Here is an 18,953-nt window from a genome sequence, read left to right on the forward strand (position 1 = left end):
TGAGGGGGAGTGAAGCATGAATGAATATGAGTTAAAAGTATATGACGAAGTAGAAGACTGGAAAAGAAAATTAACAAGACGTTCTGGGATGATGAATCGAATATCTAAAAAAGCTCAAGGCAAAATAAATGAAATGATCCCTGAAAAAGTCCATAACATGATGACTGAAAGCATTAAGGGTATGGTCAAAACAACATTATTTGGTTCGCAATTAACGACCAACAAAAATCAAGCTGCTGGATTAACACTAGCAGAACGAGATGAATTAATGCGAAAAAAAACGGCTGTCTTTCAGAAAACTGCACTGGTTGAAGGGGCAGGGACGGGAGCAGGTGGAATTCTGCTTGGCCTTGCTGATTTTCCTTTACTTCTATCGATTAAAATGAAATTTCTCTTTGAAGCGGCTGCTATATATGGATTTAACACGAAAGAATTTGAAGAACGGCTATTTATTCTCCATATCTTCCAGTTGGCATTTTCAAGTGATGAGATTCGTCGAGAAACATTATCTGAAATCGAAAACTGGGAGAAGAGAAAGCAATCCCTTGTTGAAATGGATTGGCGAAAATTTCAACAAGAATACAGAGACTATATTGATCTGGTAAAGATGTTCCAGCTAGTGCCGGGTATCGGTGCCTTCGTTGGCGCTTATGCCAATAACAATCTGCTAAAACATTTGGGCGAGACTGCAATGAATGCCTATCGGTTAAGAATACTTAAAAAGGCCCCTGAACTTTAATAATGTCAGGGGCTTTATTTTTACTCAGATTGGTGAATCCGAATGGCTGCAGTACCAAGTGTTTTGGCAGCAATTAACATTGCCTTTTCATCAATATCAAATTTTGGATGGTGGTGGGGGTAGGATGAGTCTTTACCAGGCGGCTTTGCACCAGTAAAAAAGAAGGTGCCCGGTACTTTCTTTAAGTAATAAGAAAAATCCTCTCCACCCATTTGCGGTTCCGATTCTTCAATATGGATTATCTCGGGAATTTCCCTAGCAGAAGCTTTAAGAAATTCTGTTTCTTTTGCATGGTTAACTACTGCTGGATAACCTCTTTCAAACAAATAGTTATACGTGCTATCAGAAAGATAGCAAGTGCCCTTGATAATTCTATCAATTTCTTCTTCTATGAACTGGCGAACTTCATCGTTGAAGGTACGGACGGTTCCAATAATCTTCGCCTTATCTGCAATCACGTTAAAGGCATTATCAGCTAAAAATGAGCCAACTGTGACGACCGCAGATTCAACAGGGTTTACCTTCCGGCTGACGATTTGCTGTAGATTGATAACAAGCTGGGAAGCCGTGACGATGGCATCCTTTGTCTTATGTGGCTGAGCTCCATGCCCGCCTTTACCTTGAATTTCAATTTCAAAACGATCAGCTGCCGCCATAATGGGACCTGTTCGATATTGGATGGTACCGGTCGGTTCACTTGCCCATAAATGAGTTCCAAAAATGACATCCACACCATCTAGACAACCATCTTCAATCATTGTGACCGCCCCGCCTGGTGCATATTCCTCAGCGTGCTGGTGGATAAAGACGTAATTTCCTTTGAGCTCATCCTTCAACTCATTTAATACCTTGGCTAACACGAGAAGGGTTGCAGTATGACCATCATGTCCACATGCATGCATGACTCCAGGGACTAATGATTTATATGGTACTTCTTTTTCATCCTGAATAGGAAGTGCATCAAAATCTGCCCTGAGGGCAACTGTTTTACCGGGAAGTTTCCCATTAATTCTTGCTACGACCCCGTTACCCCCTACATTACCTTTTACAGCTATTCCAAGGTTTTCGTAGAACTCCTTTACAAACTGGGCTGTGTTATATTCTTGAAAGGACAGTTCTGGGTGCTGATGCATAAACCTGCGGATCGAAACCATTTCTTCATAGTAATCTTCTAATTTTGCAAACAATTGATTTATCATTTTATTAACCCCCTGACCATAAAATAAATCGTATTTTCAAACTATTTTAACACCTTTTTACTATAAAGTAGATTTTTATCTATATTACCATTATAATTTTAAAGTATTTTATTAAAGAAAGGATTACTTAAGGCTTATGAAAAGTAAAAGTACCTACATATTGTTATTTCTAGCAATTATTATATCAATTTATATTTCTATGAAAGTGGCTGCAAACGAAACTTTTTGGGTAGATGAAAGACTCGCGGACTTATTTGCCTATGTACCTGACAGCTTAAACCCATTTTTTCTCCTGTTGACTGAGTTAGGGGATAAAAAGGGGATTGGAATTGTTGCATTGGTTGTATTAGTGTGGTTATTGTTAATAAAACGGCACTTTTTGGGAGCAGCAGCTATTGCACTTTCAACTGCGCTAGGAAATGAAGTGAACAAGCTTTTAAAGGAGTGGATTGCACGTCCAAGACCTGAGCTCGAACACTTAGCACATGTGGATAGTTTAAGCTTTCCTAGTGGACATGCCATGGTGGGATTAACGTTTTATTTCTTTATTGCGTACCTGGTGATTGAAGGGCTGAATTCTGCGTCTGCTAAAAGAATGGTTGTGACCATCACTGTATTGTTACTATTGCTGATTGGTGCAAGTCGTGTCATTCTTCAAGTACATTACCCGACCGATGTCATTGGCGGATTTGCCTTTGGTTATGTTTGGTTGATGTTGTCCATTTATATTTACACTTACTTTAAGAAGAGATTAAATAGAAAATAAAAAAGAGGCTGCATGCCTCTTTTTAAATTGGCTTTGTTAAAGATTGATGTTGATTATTTTCCAAAAATACTTTATGAAGGACAAAACTCGTTGAAGAATCTTCTGATTTGTCCTTCATCCTCGTTATGAAGGACAAAACTCGTTGAGAAATCTTCTGATTTGTCCTTCATCCTAGTTATGAAGGACAAAACTCGTTGAGGAATCTCCTGATTTGTCCTTCATCCTGGTTATGAAGGACAAAACTCGTTGAAGAATCTCCTGATTTGTCCTTCATCCTCGTTATGAAGGACAAAACTCGTTGAAGAATCTTCTGATTTGTCCTTCATCCTGGTTATGAAGGACAAAACTCGTTGAAGAATCTCCTGATTTGTCCTTCATCCTCGTTATGAAGGACAAAACTCGTTGAGAAATCTCCTGATTTGTCCTTCATCCTGGTTATGAAGGACAAAACTCGTTGAGGAATCTCCTGATTTGTCCCTCATCAATCTTTGATGTCGCTGTCCAGATATCACCGTAAATATTAACCCCGCCTTTATATCAAAAACATTGCCACAATTGTGGTGACCACCAGTCCAATGATTACTGGTAGTAAGTTTCGCCTTGCCAATTCAAATGGATCAACATTACAGATAGCTGCAGCAGGGATTAATGCCCAAGGTACCAATGTTCCGCCACCTACCCAAATAGCGGCAATTTGCCCAAGTGCAGTCAGAGTGGCAACACCTTTGCCAATCGCAACAGCAAATAAACCTGCGACTGAACCAGCGAGTGATATTCCAGAAAATCCTGAGCCATCCAAACCTGTAATAGCCCCTACAGTAGTAAGTGTCACCGCTCCGACCACTTTACTTAAAGGTACGATATTCGCTAATGCAATACCTAGGTCGTTTACAATTCCTTGAGATCCGTCCGGTAAAAAGTCCCCAATGATTTTTCCAAAACCAGCATCACCTAAATAGAAGAAGGCAGCAATTGGGATGACAGGTCCAAAAACCTTAAAACCAAAGGTGAAGCCTTCAATTAAATAGCTAGTTGTCTTTTCTAGCCCCTTGTTTTTATGGCTTACCATGGTAATTAGAAGAAGAATAAAAATAGATGTCCCGCCAACTAAAGCAGTAGCTTCCCCGCCAGTCAGTTCAAGGATAAACATAGCTGCTACATCAACTGCAAATAATATTGGCACGAGAATCGCAAGGAATCGCTTTTGTCCAATGGATAGCAGGTTCTTCTCAGAAGTTGTTTCTAAGTCTGAATCGACAGGAACATACGGGGTTGGCTGAAGTAAACCGTTTTTCATATCTCGTTTTAGAAAATAAAAGGCAGCAATCGTAGTTACTATCCCCATCGTGAAAACTAAAGGAATACTAGCACTAATGACATCACCGATTGGAATTCCGGCAGCATCAGAGGTTAATTTTGGTGCAGCTTGAATGACAAAATCGCCTGATAGAGCGATCCCATGTCCAAACAAGTTCATTGCCATGGCAACACCCAAAGCAGGCAGACCTGCCCGCAGCGCTACAGGAAGCAGCACAGCACCTAGAAGAGCAACTGCTGGCGAAGGCCAGAAGAACCATGAAATGACCATCATTAATATACCAATGGTCCAATAGGCGAGTGCCGGGTTGCGGATCAATCTTGTAAAAGGTGAAATCATCACATCGTTGATACCAGTAGAAGTTAGTGTTTTACTCATAGCTACAATGATTGATATAACTAAGATGGTTGATAATAACTCCGTAATCGCATAAATAAAACTGTTGAAAATACTACTAACTGAACTGCTTAAGGATCCTGTTGCGGTGACAGCAATGAGGAATATCCCTAAAATACAAATAAGTGTAGTATCTCTTCGTTTTACCATAAATCCGATAATAAGGGCAATAAAGACAACATATATCCAATGAAGAGCTGACAGTTCGATAAGCATACAATGACCTCCTTTCATCATCTAAGGACGAAAAATAGGTATTCGCCCTTTGGATGTAATACAGAATATGAATCTGCAATAAAGTGGTGAAAGGGATTCCAAGGAAAATTTAATCTGTAAAAACGACTTTTCTTTGACACTTTCCATCTTAACCTATACACAAATAGGATTAATCGATATAGTGAAAACAGTGCTATACTCTATGAAGTTGGTTATTTTAAGCTACATATATTAAAATGAATGAGACAGGTCTTTTGAAAGGTGGATTTATTTACATGTCAAAGCAAATAAACGAAACATTCTTAAAAGCTGCAAGAGGAGAAAAAACTGACCATGTTCCAGTTTGGTTCATGCGTCAAGCAGGTCGCTCTCAGCCAGAGTATAGAGAAATTAAAGAAAAGTACTCTTTGTTTGAAATTACTCATCAGCCTGAGTTATGTGCGTATGTTACCCGTCTGCCAGTAGAGCAGTATAATGTAGATGCTGCTATTCTTTATAAAGATATTATGACTCCACTTCCAGCAATGGGGATGAAAGTAGAAATTAAATCTGGTATTGGTCCAGTTATTGATAATCCAATCACTTCCTTAGCTGATGTTGAAAAACTTGGTGAACTTCATCCGGAAGAGGACGTATCTTATGTTTTAGATACGATAAAAATATTAACTCAAGAACAATTGTCTGTACCCTTAATTGGATTTTCTGGGGCTCCATTTACGCTTGCTAGTTACATGATTGAGGGAGGACCATCAAAAAATTACAATAAAACAAAAGCATTTATGTATTCTGAGCCAAAAGCTTGGTTTGCTTTGATGGATAAACTTGCTGATATGATTATTACATATGTAAAATCACAAATTAAAGCAGGAGCTAAAGCGATACAAATTTTTGATTCCTGGGTCGGGGCATTAAATGTAGAGGACTATCGCTATTTTATTAAACCGGTTATGAACAGAATTTTTACAGAACTAAAAGAAGAAAATGTTCCACTTATTATGTTTGGAGTCGGCGCGAGTCATTTAGCGCTGGAGTGGAATGACCTTCCGATTGATGTGGTTGGATTGGACTGGCGTTTGCCGATTCAACAAGCGAGACAAATGGGAATTCAAAAAACGGTACAAGGTAATCTTGATCCAGCAATACTGTTAGCACCTTGGGATGTAATTGAAGAAAGAGCTAAAGCAATTTTAGATCAAGGCATGGCTCAGGGGGGCTATATCTTTAATCTTGGCCATGGTGTGTTCCCATCCGTAAATCCAGCAACCTTGAAGAGATTAACATCGTTTGTCCATGAGTATTCTGCGTCTAAACGCAGCAATTAAATACTCAAGTGGTAATAATGGTAAAATAGATTATTTTTTGGCACAATATAATATGCGAAAAAAGAAGGAGGGCCCTAACTAATTAGAGGCCCTCTAAATCCTTGATTTGAGGAAACTAGACTTTAAAAGAGGTGCACCAGATGACTAAAAAGAGAATGGGATTACTAGTAATGGCTTACGGGACCCCATATACTTTAGATGACTTGGAACGTTATTATACACATATTCGGCATGGCAGGAAGCCAACTCTCGAAATGTTAGAAGAGTTACGGAATCGCTATGAAGCTATTGGCGGAATTTCTCCCTTAGCAAAGCTTACTCTCGAACAGGCAAAAACATTAGAAGAGCATATTAACACAGTACAAGATAAGATTGAATTTAAAATGTATCTTGGCTTAAAGCATATTGAACCATTTATCGAGGATGCAGTTGCACAAATGCATGCTGATGGAATTGAAGAGGCAGTAAGTATTGTTTTGGCGCCTCATTTCTCAACGTTTAGCATTAAGTCGTATAATAATAGAGCCAAGGAAGAAGCAGAAAGACTCGGTGGTATTGCTATTACTTCCGTTGACAGCTGGTATGCTGAACCTAAATTTATTCATTACTGGGCGGGAAAAATCAAAGAAATATATGACCATATGCCGCAGGAAGAAAAAGATCATGCGATGTTGATTGTTTCCGCCCACAGTCTTCCAGAAAAGATTTTGCAATTTGGTGACCCATATCCAAATCAACTTCAGGAAACAGCAGATTTGATTGCAAAGCAAGCTGGGATAACGAATTATGCAATCGGCTGGCAAAGCGCAGGGAATACGCCAGAACCTTGGCTGGGACCAGATGTTCAAGATTTAACTAAGACTTTGGCTAAAGAATATCCATATAAGGCATTTGTTTATGCACCTGTTGGCTTTGTATGTGAACACTTAGAGGTTCTTTATGACAACGATTATGAGTGCAGAATGGCAGCAAAGGAAGTAGGAGCAAGTTATTATCGCCCTAAAATGCCTAACGCACATGATGATTTAATCCAAGCAATGACATCAGTCATTTTAAAAAAATTAGCAAACTGATATTGATCTGAAACGAAAGTAGGGTGACATCCGTGGCGGAAGAAAAACAGAAGGTAGCGATTATTGGTGGAGGTATTGCAGGGCTTACTGCCGCATACTACCTTCAAAAAATAATAAACGAAAAAAAGCTGCCTCTTGAGATTAAACTGATTGAAGCATCTCACCGTCTCGGAGGTAAAATGCAAACCGTTATTAGAGATGGTTTTATTATTGAAAGAGGTCCTGATTCATTCCTAGCAAGAAAGACAAGCATGACCAGGCTGGCAAAGGAAGTTGGAATGGAGGATCAATTAGTATCAAATTCGACCGGAAAATCCTATTGTTTGGTGAAAGACAAGCTTTATCCAATGCCTGGGGGTTCCATAATGGGAATCCCGACTGAACTCGGACCATTTATTACAACTGGTTTGTTTTCGATTCCGGGGAAGTTAAGAGCAGCAGCGGATTTTATTTTACCAAGATCCCCAGGTAATGTTGACCAATCTTTAGGTGAGTTTTTTCGAAGAAGATTAGGCGATGAGGTAGTTGAAAATCTAATTGAACCGTTATTATCGGGGATTTATGCGGGCGATATTGATCGAATGAGCTTAATGTCGACCTTTCCGCAGTTCTATCAGGTTGAACAAAAATACCGTAGTCTTCTTTTGGGTATGAAAAAAAACACACCGGCAAAATCGAAAACTGAAGAACCTGCCGAGAAGAAAAAAGGTGTATTTTTAACCTTTAAAACCGGTCTCCAATCCTTTGCGGAAGCAATTGAAGCAAAACTTGACCCTGACTCAATACTGAAAGGACACCGGGTTGATAAAATTACAAGGACAAATAAACAATACAAGCTTTACTTAAATAACGGTGAAACAATGACAGCGGATTCTATTGTTGCTGCAACACCGCATAAAATTACACAATCTATGTTTTCGGACTATGAATTCTTTGAACCGTTTAAGTCAGTTCCATCTACATCGGTTGCTACGGTTGCCTTAGCGTTACCAGAGGAAGCAATAAAAAAGGACATTGATGGAACTGGGTTTGTCGTTTCGAGAAATGGAGATTATTCTATTACAGCTTGCACCTGGACACACAAAAAATGGGTTCATTCCACTCCGAAAGGCAAAGTTCTCCTTCGCTGTTATGTTGGAAGAGCTGGAGATGAAACGATTGTTGATCTTTCTGATGACAGAATTATAAAGATTGTTCTTGATGATTTGAGCAGAACGATGGATATAGGAATGCAGCCTGAATTTGCAGTTGTTTCACGCTGGAAAGATTCAATGCCGCAATATACAGTTGGACATAAACAGCGGCTGGAGACCATTAGAGGCCATATAAAAACAGATCTGCCAGGCGTCTTTTTAGCCAGTGCATCCTTTGGCGGTGTTGGACTTCCTGATTGTATTGACCAAGGTGAGGAAGCTGTAAAAGGTGTATTAGAATATTTAAATGTGAAATAATGAACCAGAAGCTATTTTTGAGAATAGCTTCTTTTTTATTCGCAGCTTTTTCAAGTATAGTAAAGGTATGAAAAATCAAGAGGGGGTAGTTTAGATGAAACTTACAATAATAGGTTATTGGGGAGGATACCCAAAAAAGAATGGTGCAAGTTCAGGGTATTTACTTGAGCATAATGGATTTAATCTGCTGATTGATTGTGGCAGTGGTGTTCTTAGCAAGCTGCAAAATATTATCGAACCTGAGGAGCTGGATGCCGTGATACTTTCTCACTATCATCCCGATCATATCGCTGACATTGGGGTTTTACAGCATGCAAGGCTAATTCAGGGCTTTCTAGACAAGAGTTTCCCAACATTACCTCTCTATGGCCACTCCTTCGACCAGGCGGAATTTACGAAACTGACCTATAAAGACATTACAAAGGGAATAAACTATGATCCCAATAGTGTACTTTCTGTTGGACCATTTCAAGTTTCTTTTCTGAAAACCAATCATCCAGTTCCTTGTTATGCAATGAGAATAGAAGCAAACGGGAAGACACTCGTGTACACAGGTGATAGTTCCTATAAAGAAGAATTTATTGAGTTTGGTAAAGGCGCAGATCTATTACTATGTGAATGTAATTTTTATCAGCATCAAGACGGGAAATCTGCAGGTCATATGAACAGCATTGATGCTGGGAGATTTGCAGAAAAAGCAGGTGTTAAACAATTAATTCTAACCCATCTTCCACATTACGGGGACTCATCAAAGCTTATCAGTGAAGCAAATACTGAATATACTGGTATAATAAAACTAGCAGATGAATTTCAAACCATTTTAGTATAAGAAGGAGAAAAGGCAGTATGTTATTTATTGATAATAAAGGAATTACCGACCCGCGTATAAATCTAGCGATAGAAGAATATGCGTTAAAAAATCTTGATATAAATGATACGTATTTATTATTTTACATAAATGAGCCATCTATCATCATTGGGAAGAACCAAAACTCAGTAGAAGAAATTAATACCGAGTATGTTGAGAGGAACGGTATCCATGTAGTGCGCAGGCTGTCTGGCGGCGGCGCAGTATATCATGACCTTGGCAACCTAAATTATAGCTTTATTACAAAAGATGATGGGGATAGTTTTCACAATTTCCGAAAGTTTACTGAGCCGGTGATTACTGCTCTTAAACAAATGGGGGTCAACGCTGAATTAAGCGGGAGAAACGATATCTTGGCTGAAGGAAGGAAAATCTCCGGCAATGCACAATTTTCTACAAAAGGCCGGATGTTTACTCATGGAACTCTCCTTTTTAATTCAGAAATGGAACATATTGTCTCCGCCTTAAGGGTGAAAAAGGATAAAATTGAATCTAAAGGAATTAAGTCAATCCGCAGCAGAGTGGCTAATATTTCTGAATTTTTGAAAGAAAAAATCGATATCGAAGAGTTCCGTTCGTCACTGCTAAAATATATTTTCCAAGGAAAAGAAATAACGGAATATATATTAACGGAAGAGGATTGGGAGAAGATTCACCAAATTTCAAAGGAACGTTATCAAAACTGGGATTGGAACTACGGTAAATCTCCAAAGTTTAATCTTCAGCATTCCCATCGTTTCCCTGTAGGGCAGATTGATGTGCGCTTAGATGTTGAAAGAGGAGTCATTGAGAATTGTAAAATATATGGTGACTTTTTTGGTGTGGGGGATGTAAGTAATATTGAGAATAAACTCAAAGGTGTTCGCTATGAAAAAGGCGATTTGGAAACAGCACTAAAGGATATTGATACAACCTTTTATTTTGGAAATGTCTCCAAAGAAGAATTAATCAATTTAATTTATTAGTATTTGAAACGATGATGAAAATCATCGTTTTTTTTAGGCCCTTCAACCGGTAGGTTAACACAAACACAGTTTACATCCGTTCATATATATATTAGACAAGTACTTAATCTTAACCGTATTTAAAATCTTACTGGAGTGGATGTTTATGGAAGAACTCACCGTCTCTCGCATGACTTTTGAAGAAATTGCTCCTATAGTACCTTATGTGATTAAAGGACGAATGAGGGTAAGAAATACTGAGAATACCATTTGGTTTGGGGCAAAAATGGGAGACGAAGTAGTTGGTATTGTTTCATGTGTTTTAAGAAGGGAATATGTTTATTATAATACTGACTTTGTTCGAAAAGATTACAGAAGTAAAGGAATATATAGACGTTTATTTGAAGAAAGGGATAAATTTGTATTTACCCTAAACAAGGACTTAATTAAGGCAAAATGTACACCATATTCCTTGAATCACTACTTAAAGAATGGTTTTATAGCCACAGCTAAAGGGAGAAGCTTAACCCCTGTGGAAAAAAGATTACGGTAAATAGAAAAAAGAGGAGCAAAAATTGCTCCTCTTTGAGTATTATTGAACGCGACGGGCAGTTTTATAATTTTGTGTTGCCCAATCTGAATTCAAGTTTTCTTTTATTGTTCCTTTACCTCTAATTAAATGAATGAATTGATCATCACCTGCATAAATTCCTACGTTACTAATTGAGGCTCCGCCAAAGAAAATTAAATCACCTTTTTGAAGATTCGCTTTCTCGACAGGCTGTCCTAATGTCGCTTGGTAGCTGGCAAGAGTAGATTTTAAGTTGATGCCATGCTGACCATAAATATATTTCGTGAAACCGCCAGGTGTAAAGGTTAAGGTACTTACATTATAAACATAACCAAAGTTTGCTTTCCCAATAAGGTTTGTGGCAGAAGTAACAATATTATCAGCTTTTGTTGGTACAGCTGGCGTTGGAGCCGGCGCAGGTGCTGGCGTTGGTGCTGGAGCCGGCGCAGGTGCTGGTGTTGGAGCCGGCGCAGGTGTTGGTGTTGGAGCCGGCGCAGGCGTTGGTGCAGGTTCCGGTGTCGGTGTAACTGTTACTGGTGTTTCCGTAATTACACGTCTTGCAGTAATATAGTGCAAATCATTATAATATGGCAGGAACAGAATTCTAGTAACCGTTCCATAGGCAGTAGAGGCTAAGAGTAAGCGATGATCGCCTCCGTAAATACCTACTAATGCTGGTGTATTTGAACCTGTTTTATTGTTAAAGAAGACAAGGTCACCTTTTTTTAGATTATCTTTAGAAACAGGCTGACCCAATTTCATTTGCTCATTCATGTTTGTTGTACCTAGATTTATACCAGCCTGCTTATAAATATGATCAACTAATCCGGCATTTGTAAATGTAGCTGCTGCTGTATTATTCGTTGTAGAATTGATTTTCACCTTATCTTTTAAAGCGAAATAACTAGAAACAACTTGGTCACCTTTTGTAGTAGGGTTTGCTGATAATAGACTTGGAAGTACCCGTTTAGCTTTTACATAGTTGTTACGATAATAAGAAGTGCTATCCAAATCAGAAATAGTAATATTTAATTCAGGGTTTGCCATGTGAATGATCTTATTATCGCCAATATATATCCCAAGATGATCGGTTGGATCCGTGTTTGCTGGGTTGGCGTCAAAGAAAACAAGGTCACCTTTTTGCAGTTGGTCTCGAGGAACTTCATAACCTTGTTCCATCATATATTCTTCTGTTTCGGTCGCTATATCAACTCCATTTTGTGCAAATACATAATTAACAAATGTTGCACAAGCAAATTGATATGGGTAGGTTAATTTCTTCGTACCGTACGTAGCTTTTCCAATTAAATTCTTCGCTGTTGCGATGATTTGGTCTGCTTTTACGTCAACTGCGGCCTGGTTATTGTAGGGGTTTGGGATGGTTGTTGTTGCAGCAGCTGCATGGTTGGTACTTAAATGGAAAGTTGGAATACTCATTCCGCTAAAAGTTATCATTAGGGCAACGGATGTTGTAATTAATTTCTTATTCATATAAAATTTCTCCTCGCTTTCTGTATTTTCTCCCTGCGTAGGAACAAAACCATCGTAACATAGAAAGTGGAGGAGAAACGGTGGAAATTTCTTCCTATAATCTCAATAAATTGCATTAAATCTATTCAAATTCAGCCTATTTTTTTAAGTTGGCCGCTAGTTCAATCATAGAGGTGTTATTTCCAAAACTCTTAATCAAAATGGTTGAATTGTCATTCAGTAATTCTTTTAAAAGTGTGTAAACCTGGCCGTAATCTGTAAATGAATAGGTCTTGCATTTTAACCCAAGTTCGATTGCATAGTTCGCCATTTCCTGTGCACGATTCCCTAACGTAATAATTGTATCTGCGCCATACTTTTTAACAATTTCACCAGCTTGTTTGTGAAGTTGAAGGCTATAATCTCCTAATGAAGTCATATCCGTAAATAAAGCAATTCTATGTTTTTTACCTGCAACATGATTTAAGACCTTCATACCAGCCTCCAATGAGGTCGTGTTGAAGTTCCAAGTATCATCAATAATGGTTGCTCCATTATAACCAGAAGCGATTTCTAAGTGCCTTCCCAGGTTTTTGAATGTCTTTAACCGTTCTGCCGCTTGTTTCAGATCTATGCCTATTTCATTCACTGCTGCTAATGCTGCTAATGCATTAGCGACTTGATGCTCTCCATATCCGGGAATAAAGATGGGCATGCTTCCATTATTGGATTGGAGAACAAACCTCATCCCGCCATCTCGGTATTCAATGCCGGTTGCACGGAAATCAGCACGATTTTTGATACCAAAGTACACAATCTTTCCTTTAAAGTTCTCTAAACTGATTGACTTTGTTTTCTCATCATCAGCATTCAAGATTAAAACACCATCATCCTCTAAACCTGCAGCCATTTCTCCTTTTGCTTTTATATAAGCATCAATGGTTTTACAGGCATTCAAATGACATGCACCGATGTTTGTAATAATACCAATTGTTGGTTTAAAATATCTGCAAGCATTCCTGACATCTCCAGGCATACCTACAGCAGTTTCGAAGACGGCCGCATCGGTATGCTCATCTATTCCTATAAGATAGTGCAGGTGAGCAAGCCTAGAATTATTACTGTTTACTGTATATCGAACATTTTTTTTCTCACGAAGGATATGTGCAATCATTTCCTTCGTGGTTGTCTTACCACATGTTCCCGTTACAGCTACAACTGGAATAGAAAACAATTGCCGGTAGTATTCAATAAATTTCCATAGTGCGCTTTTTACATTGGCCACCCTAATCACAGTTAACCCTTCAATGGATTTAAGTGGACCGAAAGAATGGTCAATGACGATTGCACAAGGAAGTCTGGATTTAATGTAATTTAAATCAAATTCGAATTTTCTTCGAATAAATATGAGTACGTTTCTCTTTTTTCTTCGTATATTTTTATAATAAGGGATATAATCAATGACCAAATTATCTGATCCCAGCAGAAGCTCACCATTGATGATTTTTCTGATTTCTGAAATAGAAAAAGCTTTCATGATTTCTTCATTTCACTTCCCACTTGTAAAGTAAATTCACTTTTTAGTGTATGACACACTTTATTCGTGGGATTGCACAAATAACTATATTTTACTCATTATCATATTTAATGAATTGCTGAAAAAGTCTATCCAAAACTCCATTTCTTTCATAACATATAGGGCGTTCATCTTTGTCAGGGGAAATAGGAGTGAGAAGAATGAGAACGATCATTTTTATCGGTGTAAATAAATCGGGATCGAGCAGGGAAGCAGTAAAAGCTGCAAATGATTTAGGCTATTATACGGTTGTATTTACAGATCAAGAAAAACAAATCCAGCAAAGAAACGAATATCAGGATGTTCATCTACTCACATTGGTTGATACTAAAAATATAGATGAATTAAAAGGCCAAATAAGGTTATTACAACAAAGGGGACACGAGATAGTAGTGATCACCAGCTTTGTTGATAATTACGTTTATACAGCTTCGTTATTAGCTGATGAATTTTGTAACAACCTTTTATCCACTGATGCGATTTCGATAATGGAAAATAAAGAAAAGACACGAACCTTTTTTTCAAATCAATCTTTTACACCTGAATTTAAATTAGTATCAAAGAAAGCTCAACTCCCAGTTGAATTGGACCTAAATAACTTTCATTTCCCAGTAGTCGTGAAGTATGCCTCTTCTACAGGCTCGAGAGATGTACTTTTTGCCTCCAACTTGAAAGAGCTAGGAAAAAATGTAGGTAAATTGAGGACGAAGAATCCAAATGAAACCATCATTATTGAAGAATATGTGGATGGTGACCAATACCTAGTTGAAGTTTTAGTCACCAATTGGCAAATCCAAATTGGTGCCATTATTAAGCAGGAAATTACCAAGGGTAAACGGTTTATTGTTACTGGATATGGTGTGTTAGCTGAAGTACCGTATTATATAGAGGAGAGTTTACTTAATGTAATCGAAATAATTGTCTCTTTATTAGCATTTAAAAATGGTGCTTTTCATTTGGAACTTAGATTGACAGAGGACGGCTGGAAATTGATTGAAATTAACCCTAGAATATCTGGTGGAGCCATGAACAAGATGATTCAGGCTGCTCATGGTTATAGCCTCGTGGAAGAGACATTAAAGATGTTAGCCGGAGAGGAACCGTCACTAGAAATGCGTACAAGGCACAATGTTTATACACAATATGTGATACTTGAAAACAAGGGGATTTTAGAAAAGGTTACAGGGAAAAACAGGGCAATGTCTACACCTGGGGTAGTTGAAGTGTACGTAAAGCCAAAGAGTGGAACGTATTTAACTCCTCCGTTATCCATGGGACACCGGTATGCATATGTTATTGCTAAAGGGGATACCCTGGAAGAGGCACAAAGCATAGCAAAGCAAGCTGCAAATGAACTTACATTTCATATTCGAACAGAGTAAAAAAAATCCCCATACTCGTTATTATGGGGGTTTTTTTTGCTATTCTTTAATACCTAAGGTTGAGTTGATAAATTGAACTGTATTAAACATATTCATTATACTTGCGCCTTTTACAAGAATGGTATCTTTTTCTAGTAAAATATCTAAGAGGTATTCGTGCATCGTATCTTCATTCAGGAAATGTTTGAAATTTTGTGGAGGTAACCCTGCCTTGATTGCCTCAAGTCCAATATCTTTGGCATACCGGCCATAGGTAATCACAACATCTACGCCTTGTTTAACTAAATAGTTACCTATTTTTTGATATTGCTCCATTCTTCTATCGCCAAGTCCTATCATCCTGCCGAGTACGGCTATTTTTCTGGCAGGGCTAATATTTTTTAAAACATCTATGGCTGCAATGACGCCTTGAGGTGTGGAGTGAACAGAATCATCGATTAAGTTAATCCCAAAATTTAAGTGGTAGACCGTTAATCGTCTCGGCGGCTTTCTGAATAGTAACCCTGATTTAATTTCTTGCGGCGAGAAGCCAAGATAATCTGCCACGGCAATCGCATTTAAAGCATTATAAACATGGTGCTCACCATATATCGGAATGAAAAACGACCATTCTTTATTGTGAAGCATGACCTTGAACCTCATGCCGCTATCAGCATAGGAAACATGATAGGCTCGATAATCCGCATCATTTTTTACTCCAATTGTAATAATATTCCCTTTAAATTGGTCAGTTTCGAGTAATTTGGAATTTTCGTCATCCTTGTTAATAAATAAAATGCCATTTTTCTTTGTTCCATGGATTAATTCAGATTTGGCTTTGGCAATTTTTCTAATATCGCCATCAAAATTTCCAATATGTGCCATTCCTACATTCGTGACCACACTAATATTTGGCTGAATAATCCGGCAATGTTCGGTGATCACTCCTGGGAACCCCATCCCATACTCTAAAACAACGGCCTGATGGCTGGAATTAATTAAATCAGCATGTATTTGAGTATGGTCCGTTCGATTCCAGTAATCCTTTGATTCAAATGTATTCCATCTTGTACGAAGGATAGAGGATATAAAAGATTTTGTTGTTGTTTTTCCTGCGCTCCCGGTAACAGCAATAATGGGAATTTTTCTCTTCTCCAAATCCATCTTCTTAAAGCGTCTAATTTCCTGCTTAACCTTTTCATTATGATGGGCCAAGTATAATGCATATTGGATTGTGTTTCTTACCACATCAAGTTCTAAATAAAAGGCAGGAGGGCAGCCAGGGCGCCAGTTTACTTCATAAATCCAAAGTTTCTGGTTTTCGTCTAAACCAACATCAATTCCAATCTCATCTATGACCTCCGAATATTCAAGCATTTGAAGCTCATCGAGATGCCGAGCAAGTGAAAGGGTGAAGTATTCGAGTGTCCTCTTTAAATTAAAAGCCTCCTCTTCACCAAACTCCTGGTTTAGGAAGGGTTCTAAATATTTGGTATATCCACCATTATTAATATTGGTAATAATGGTGCCATCTGTTGCGATTCGAGGATAAATGGCGGTAATGACCCATTTACCTTCCCCATTTTTCTGGGCATGAAGGCGAAAATCAAAGATCAATCCTTTTTTAGTTTTACTGCTAATATATGGTTGAACAATATAAGTGTTTTCTTGCAGTAAAGCTTCTAAAAACACCTTCAGTTCCTTTTGTGTATAACTCTTATCCTTACAATCCTTATTGACAATAAAGCCATTCTTGGTTGTTTGGATAAAGTATATTCCTTGTCCTTTCCTGCCATCCATAGGCTTTACCACAACGTTCTCATATTCTCGTAAAAATCCACTAAGATCATTCCAGTTCCTAAGCACTTTTGCCGGGATTAAATAATTTGAGAATTGTTTTCCCTTTTTTAGCCTTTCATTTATTGTCCATTTATTCCCCAATGAAACGGTAGTAAAAGGAATCCTTTCCTTTAACTGATTAATAATATCTTTTGAAACATCAAGTTTCTCTGGACTGCCCGTATTGTAGATAACATCTGGGAAAGGTGTTGTTACTTCCTGCCAAGAAGCATTTTTATATTCATAACCCTCAATCGTCTGGTTATCAAAATTTACACTCTTCGGTGTAAAATATACAAAATCCGCACCTTCCGCCTTTGCAACAACAGCATAGGCATAGGACTTTATAACGGTAGCTGGATCTTTTCTATGATGGAGCATGCCAATTAAGGTCATGGAAATCCCCCTTCCTTATCACATAATTACTACTGTTAAAATATGATTACTCTGACTATTTTGTTATGGTCAAATGCGGAAGTAGTAACGTGTTCTTTCTTGACGAAATTTATATTTGAATACTTAAATTTGATTTATTGTTTGTGGATTTAATGTCTATCTACAAGAGGTCGAAAAAGTACTTTATAACCATCCTGAATCTTCGCCATGTTTTTTTATTTCATTTTATTCGAAAATTTGTTAAAATTTAGCTTTGATTCAAGCGTGAAATTTGTCTAGCTTCAGGCGCCATTGGCTCGAGGTCGTAAGCAATCCGTCAAGAAGGTTAAAAAGCAACCTTCATGCCGGCTCGTCTTACGCTTGTCGCCGATAGGCAGGCGCCTTATGCTTTTCTTTGGAGGGGTCAAGTTGTCGGAAATTGCAATAGGAAAAGAATCGTCTGAATTTAAAAAGGGACTCCAGGCAGGTATCAGCATCGGGATTGGATATTTTCCCATAGCACTTACGTTTGGTCTTCTAGCTAAAACATCAGGACTATCTATTTATGAATCAGTGTTAATGAGTATGATTGTATTTGCTGGTGCCTCACAATATATCTCATTGAGTTTGCTTACCTATGGGACAGGAATCATAGAAATTGTTTTAACGACCTTTATTGTAAACATTCGCCATTTTCTGATGTCCACTTCCTTGAATGAAAAGTGTGAGGATGACCATCTTGGGAATAAAATGCTCTATTCTTTTGGAATTACCGATGAAACATTCTCTGTGGTGGCGACCAAAGAAGGAACAGCAGCAACTGGTTTTATGTTTGGCGTAAATTCAGTTGCCTACTCGAGTTGGGTTGTTTTTACCGCGATTGGTCACTTGATTGGAGCAAGCCTTCCACAAACACTGCAGGAGAGTATGGGAGTTGCCCTTTATGCGATGTTCATTGGACTCCTGGTTCCATCTTTGAAAAAAAGTGTTAAGGTAGTATATCTTGCTGTACTGGCAGCAATATTTAATTCGATTTTTACACTTGGGGAGATATTGGCACAAGGATGGGCAATTGTTTCTTCCACCATTTTGTCAGCTGTTCTTATTGAGTTGATTGAAGTGGTAAAAGCAAAACATTGGGGTGTAAAGGATGAAAAGTGAAATTGTTTGGATGATTATTGGGATGGGGTTAGTTACATATATACCAAGAATGCTTCCGTTTGTTTTGTTTAAAGGAAAAGAACTTCCCACATTTATTCAAGGAGTACTAAAAAACGTGCCCTACGCCACACTCGGTGCATTAATTTTCCCAGCTATTCTTTTGCTTCAAAAAGATGATATCTGGTATGGAATCGTTGGTGCTTCCGCAGCTTTTGCTGCTGCATTTTTAGGAGCGAATGTAATTGTTGTCGTTCTTGGGTCCATTACAGTCCTAGCTGTATATTCTTATTTTCTCTAAGCCGGTAAAA

General features: G+C 38.2%; 16 protein-coding genes. 11 read left to right on the forward strand and 5 right to left on the reverse strand.

The genetic code is table 11. The annotated features are described in order from the left end of the window. The first annotated feature begins 16 nt into the window (after nt 1-16). Complete coding sequence (locus AC2TFD_RS07550; protein ID WP_335517699.1) at nt 17-739, forward strand: EcsC family protein; 723 nt, start codon at nt 17-19, stop codon at nt 737-739. 20 nt (nt 740-759) lie between these two features. On the opposite strand, the gene AC2TFD_RS07555 is transcribed toward AC2TFD_RS07550, so the two are convergent. Further along, entirely contained in the window at nt 760-1,938 is a 1,179-nt protein-coding gene (locus AC2TFD_RS07555) for a M20 family metallopeptidase (protein ID WP_335569618.1), read from the reverse strand. A gap of 136 nt (nt 1,939-2,074) precedes the next feature. Here AC2TFD_RS07555 and AC2TFD_RS07560 point away from each other — a divergent pair, with 136 nt between their 5' ends. Further along, nucleotides 2,075-2,704, forward strand: coding sequence for a phosphatase PAP2 family protein (locus AC2TFD_RS07560; RefSeq protein WP_335517694.1), 630 nt, complete (start codon nt 2,075-2,077; stop codon nt 2,702-2,704). Between the two features lie 532 nt (nt 2,705-3,236). On the opposite strand, the gene AC2TFD_RS07565 is transcribed toward AC2TFD_RS07560, so the two are convergent. Then, complete coding sequence (locus AC2TFD_RS07565) at nt 3,237-4,634, reverse strand: hypothetical protein (protein WP_335569619.1); 1,398 nt, start codon at nt 4,632-4,634, stop codon at nt 3,237-3,239. Between the two features lie 275 nt (nt 4,635-4,909). Between AC2TFD_RS07565 and hemE the strand changes: the two genes are divergently transcribed. The 6 genes from hemE (at nt 4,910) to AC2TFD_RS07595 (ending at nt 10,845) form a co-directional block, all read left to right on the forward strand. Continuing rightward, nucleotides 4,910-5,956: a uroporphyrinogen decarboxylase gene (hemE, locus tag AC2TFD_RS07570; RefSeq protein WP_335517692.1), complete on the forward strand. Its 1,047-nt coding sequence runs from the start codon at nt 4,910-4,912 to the stop codon at nt 5,954-5,956. 140 nt (nt 5,957-6,096) lie between these two features. Further along, nucleotides 6,097-7,029, forward strand: coding sequence for a ferrochelatase (gene hemH, locus AC2TFD_RS07575; RefSeq protein ID WP_335517689.1), 933 nt, complete (start codon nt 6,097-6,099; stop codon nt 7,027-7,029). Nucleotides 7,030-7,061: 32 nt separating this feature from the next. Then, nucleotides 7,062-8,480 (forward strand): protoporphyrinogen oxidase, encoded by a 1,419-nt coding sequence (gene hemY / locus AC2TFD_RS07580; RefSeq protein ID WP_484675376.1) that lies wholly within the window; start codon nt 7,062-7,064, stop codon nt 8,478-8,480. A gap of 94 nt (nt 8,481-8,574) precedes the next feature. Beyond that, nucleotides 8,575-9,309, forward strand: a complete 735-nt coding sequence (locus AC2TFD_RS07585; RefSeq protein ID WP_335569620.1) for an MBL fold metallo-hydrolase — start codon at nt 8,575-8,577, stop codon at nt 9,307-9,309. A 17-nt stretch (nt 9,310-9,326) separates the two neighbouring features. Beyond that, nucleotides 9,327-10,313 carry a lipoate--protein ligase gene (gene lplA / locus AC2TFD_RS07590; protein WP_335569621.1) on the forward strand — a complete coding sequence of 329 codons (987 nt, stop codon included), beginning with the start codon at nt 9,327-9,329 and terminating at the stop codon, nt 10,311-10,313. A gap of 145 nt (nt 10,314-10,458) precedes the next feature. Continuing rightward, nucleotides 10,459-10,845 carry a GNAT family N-acetyltransferase gene (locus AC2TFD_RS07595; RefSeq protein ID WP_335519403.1) on the forward strand — a complete coding sequence of 129 codons (387 nt, stop codon included), beginning with the start codon at nt 10,459-10,461 and terminating at the stop codon, nt 10,843-10,845. A 39-nt stretch (nt 10,846-10,884) separates the two neighbouring features. Here the strand turns inward: AC2TFD_RS07595 and AC2TFD_RS07600 are convergent, their stop codons facing one another. Further along, complete coding sequence (locus tag AC2TFD_RS07600; protein WP_335569622.1) at nt 10,885-12,354, reverse strand: C40 family peptidase; 1,470 nt, start codon at nt 12,352-12,354, stop codon at nt 10,885-10,887. Nucleotides 12,355-12,490: 136 nt separating this feature from the next. Then, a complete protein-coding gene (locus AC2TFD_RS07605) occupies nt 12,491-13,870 on the reverse strand; it encodes a Mur ligase family protein (protein WP_335519397.1) in 1,380 nt (459 codons plus the stop codon). Nucleotides 13,871-14,070: 200 nt separating this feature from the next. Here AC2TFD_RS07605 and AC2TFD_RS07610 point away from each other — a divergent pair, with 200 nt between their 5' ends. Then, nucleotides 14,071-15,291 (forward strand): ATP-grasp domain-containing protein, encoded by a 1,221-nt coding sequence (locus AC2TFD_RS07610; RefSeq protein ID WP_335519393.1) that lies wholly within the window; start codon nt 14,071-14,073, stop codon nt 15,289-15,291. Between the two features lie 39 nt (nt 15,292-15,330). Here the strand turns inward: AC2TFD_RS07610 and AC2TFD_RS07615 are convergent, their stop codons facing one another. Continuing rightward, a complete protein-coding gene (locus AC2TFD_RS07615; protein ID WP_335519390.1) occupies nt 15,331-17,505 on the reverse strand; it encodes a YheC/YheD family protein in 2,175 nt (724 codons plus the stop codon). 408 nt (nt 17,506-17,913) lie between these two features. Here AC2TFD_RS07615 and AC2TFD_RS07620 point away from each other — a divergent pair, with 408 nt between their 5' ends. Beyond that, nucleotides 17,914-18,645: an AzlC family ABC transporter permease gene (locus tag AC2TFD_RS07620; RefSeq protein ID WP_335519387.1), complete on the forward strand. Its 732-nt coding sequence runs from the start codon at nt 17,914-17,916 to the stop codon at nt 18,643-18,645. Beyond that, the gene (locus tag AC2TFD_RS07625; protein WP_335519385.1) at nt 18,635-18,943 is read left to right on the forward strand and encodes an AzlD domain-containing protein; all 309 of its coding nucleotides are present in this window, start codon (nt 18,635-18,637) and stop codon (nt 18,941-18,943) included. The genes AC2TFD_RS07620 and AC2TFD_RS07625 overlap by 11 nt, the downstream gene beginning before the upstream one ends. Nucleotides 18,944-18,953 lie beyond the last annotated feature (10 nt).

The organism is Neobacillus sp. plas4, from assembly GCF_057221695.1.

What these genes read in the sequence shown, in the direction of transcription:
- AC2TFD_RS07585 (WP_335569620.1), top strand. Translation starts at nt 8,575, where the DNA reads ATGAAACTTACAATAATAGGTTATTGGGGAGGATACCCAAAAAAGAAT.
- hemE (WP_335517692.1), top strand. Translation starts at nt 4,910, where the DNA reads ATGTCAAAGCAAATAAACGAAACATTCTTAAAAGCTGCAAGAGGAGAA.
- AC2TFD_RS07560 (WP_335517694.1), top strand. Translation starts at nt 2,075, where the DNA reads ATGAAAAGTAAAAGTACCTACATATTGTTATTTCTAGCAATTATTATA.
- AC2TFD_RS07605 (WP_335519397.1), bottom strand. Translation starts at nt 13,870, where the DNA reads ATGAAAGCTTTTTCTATTTCAGAAATCAGAAAAATCATCAATGGTGAG.
- AC2TFD_RS07565 (WP_335569619.1), bottom strand. Translation starts at nt 4,634, where the DNA reads ATGCTTATCGAACTGTCAGCTCTTCATTGGATATATGTTGTCTTTATT.
- AC2TFD_RS07625 (WP_335519385.1), top strand. Translation starts at nt 18,635, where the DNA reads ATGAAAAGTGAAATTGTTTGGATGATTATTGGGATGGGGTTAGTTACA.
- AC2TFD_RS07610 (WP_335519393.1), top strand. Translation starts at nt 14,071, where the DNA reads ATGAGAACGATCATTTTTATCGGTGTAAATAAATCGGGATCGAGCAGG.
- AC2TFD_RS07600 (WP_335569622.1), bottom strand. Translation starts at nt 12,354, where the DNA reads ATGAATAAGAAATTAATTACAACATCCGTTGCCCTAATGATAACTTTT.
- AC2TFD_RS07615 (WP_335519390.1), bottom strand. Translation starts at nt 17,505, where the DNA reads ATGACCTTAATTGGCATGCTCCATCATAGAAAAGATCCAGCTACCGTT.
- AC2TFD_RS07555 (WP_335569618.1), bottom strand. Translation starts at nt 1,938, where the DNA reads ATGATAAATCAATTGTTTGCAAAATTAGAAGATTACTATGAAGAAATG.
- hemH (WP_335517689.1), top strand. Translation starts at nt 6,097, where the DNA reads ATGACTAAAAAGAGAATGGGATTACTAGTAATGGCTTACGGGACCCCA.
- lplA (WP_335569621.1), top strand. Translation starts at nt 9,327, where the DNA reads ATGTTATTTATTGATAATAAAGGAATTACCGACCCGCGTATAAATCTA.
- AC2TFD_RS07595 (WP_335519403.1), top strand. Translation starts at nt 10,459, where the DNA reads ATGGAAGAACTCACCGTCTCTCGCATGACTTTTGAAGAAATTGCTCCT.
- AC2TFD_RS07550 (WP_335517699.1), top strand. Translation starts at nt 17, where the DNA reads ATGAATGAATATGAGTTAAAAGTATATGACGAAGTAGAAGACTGGAAA.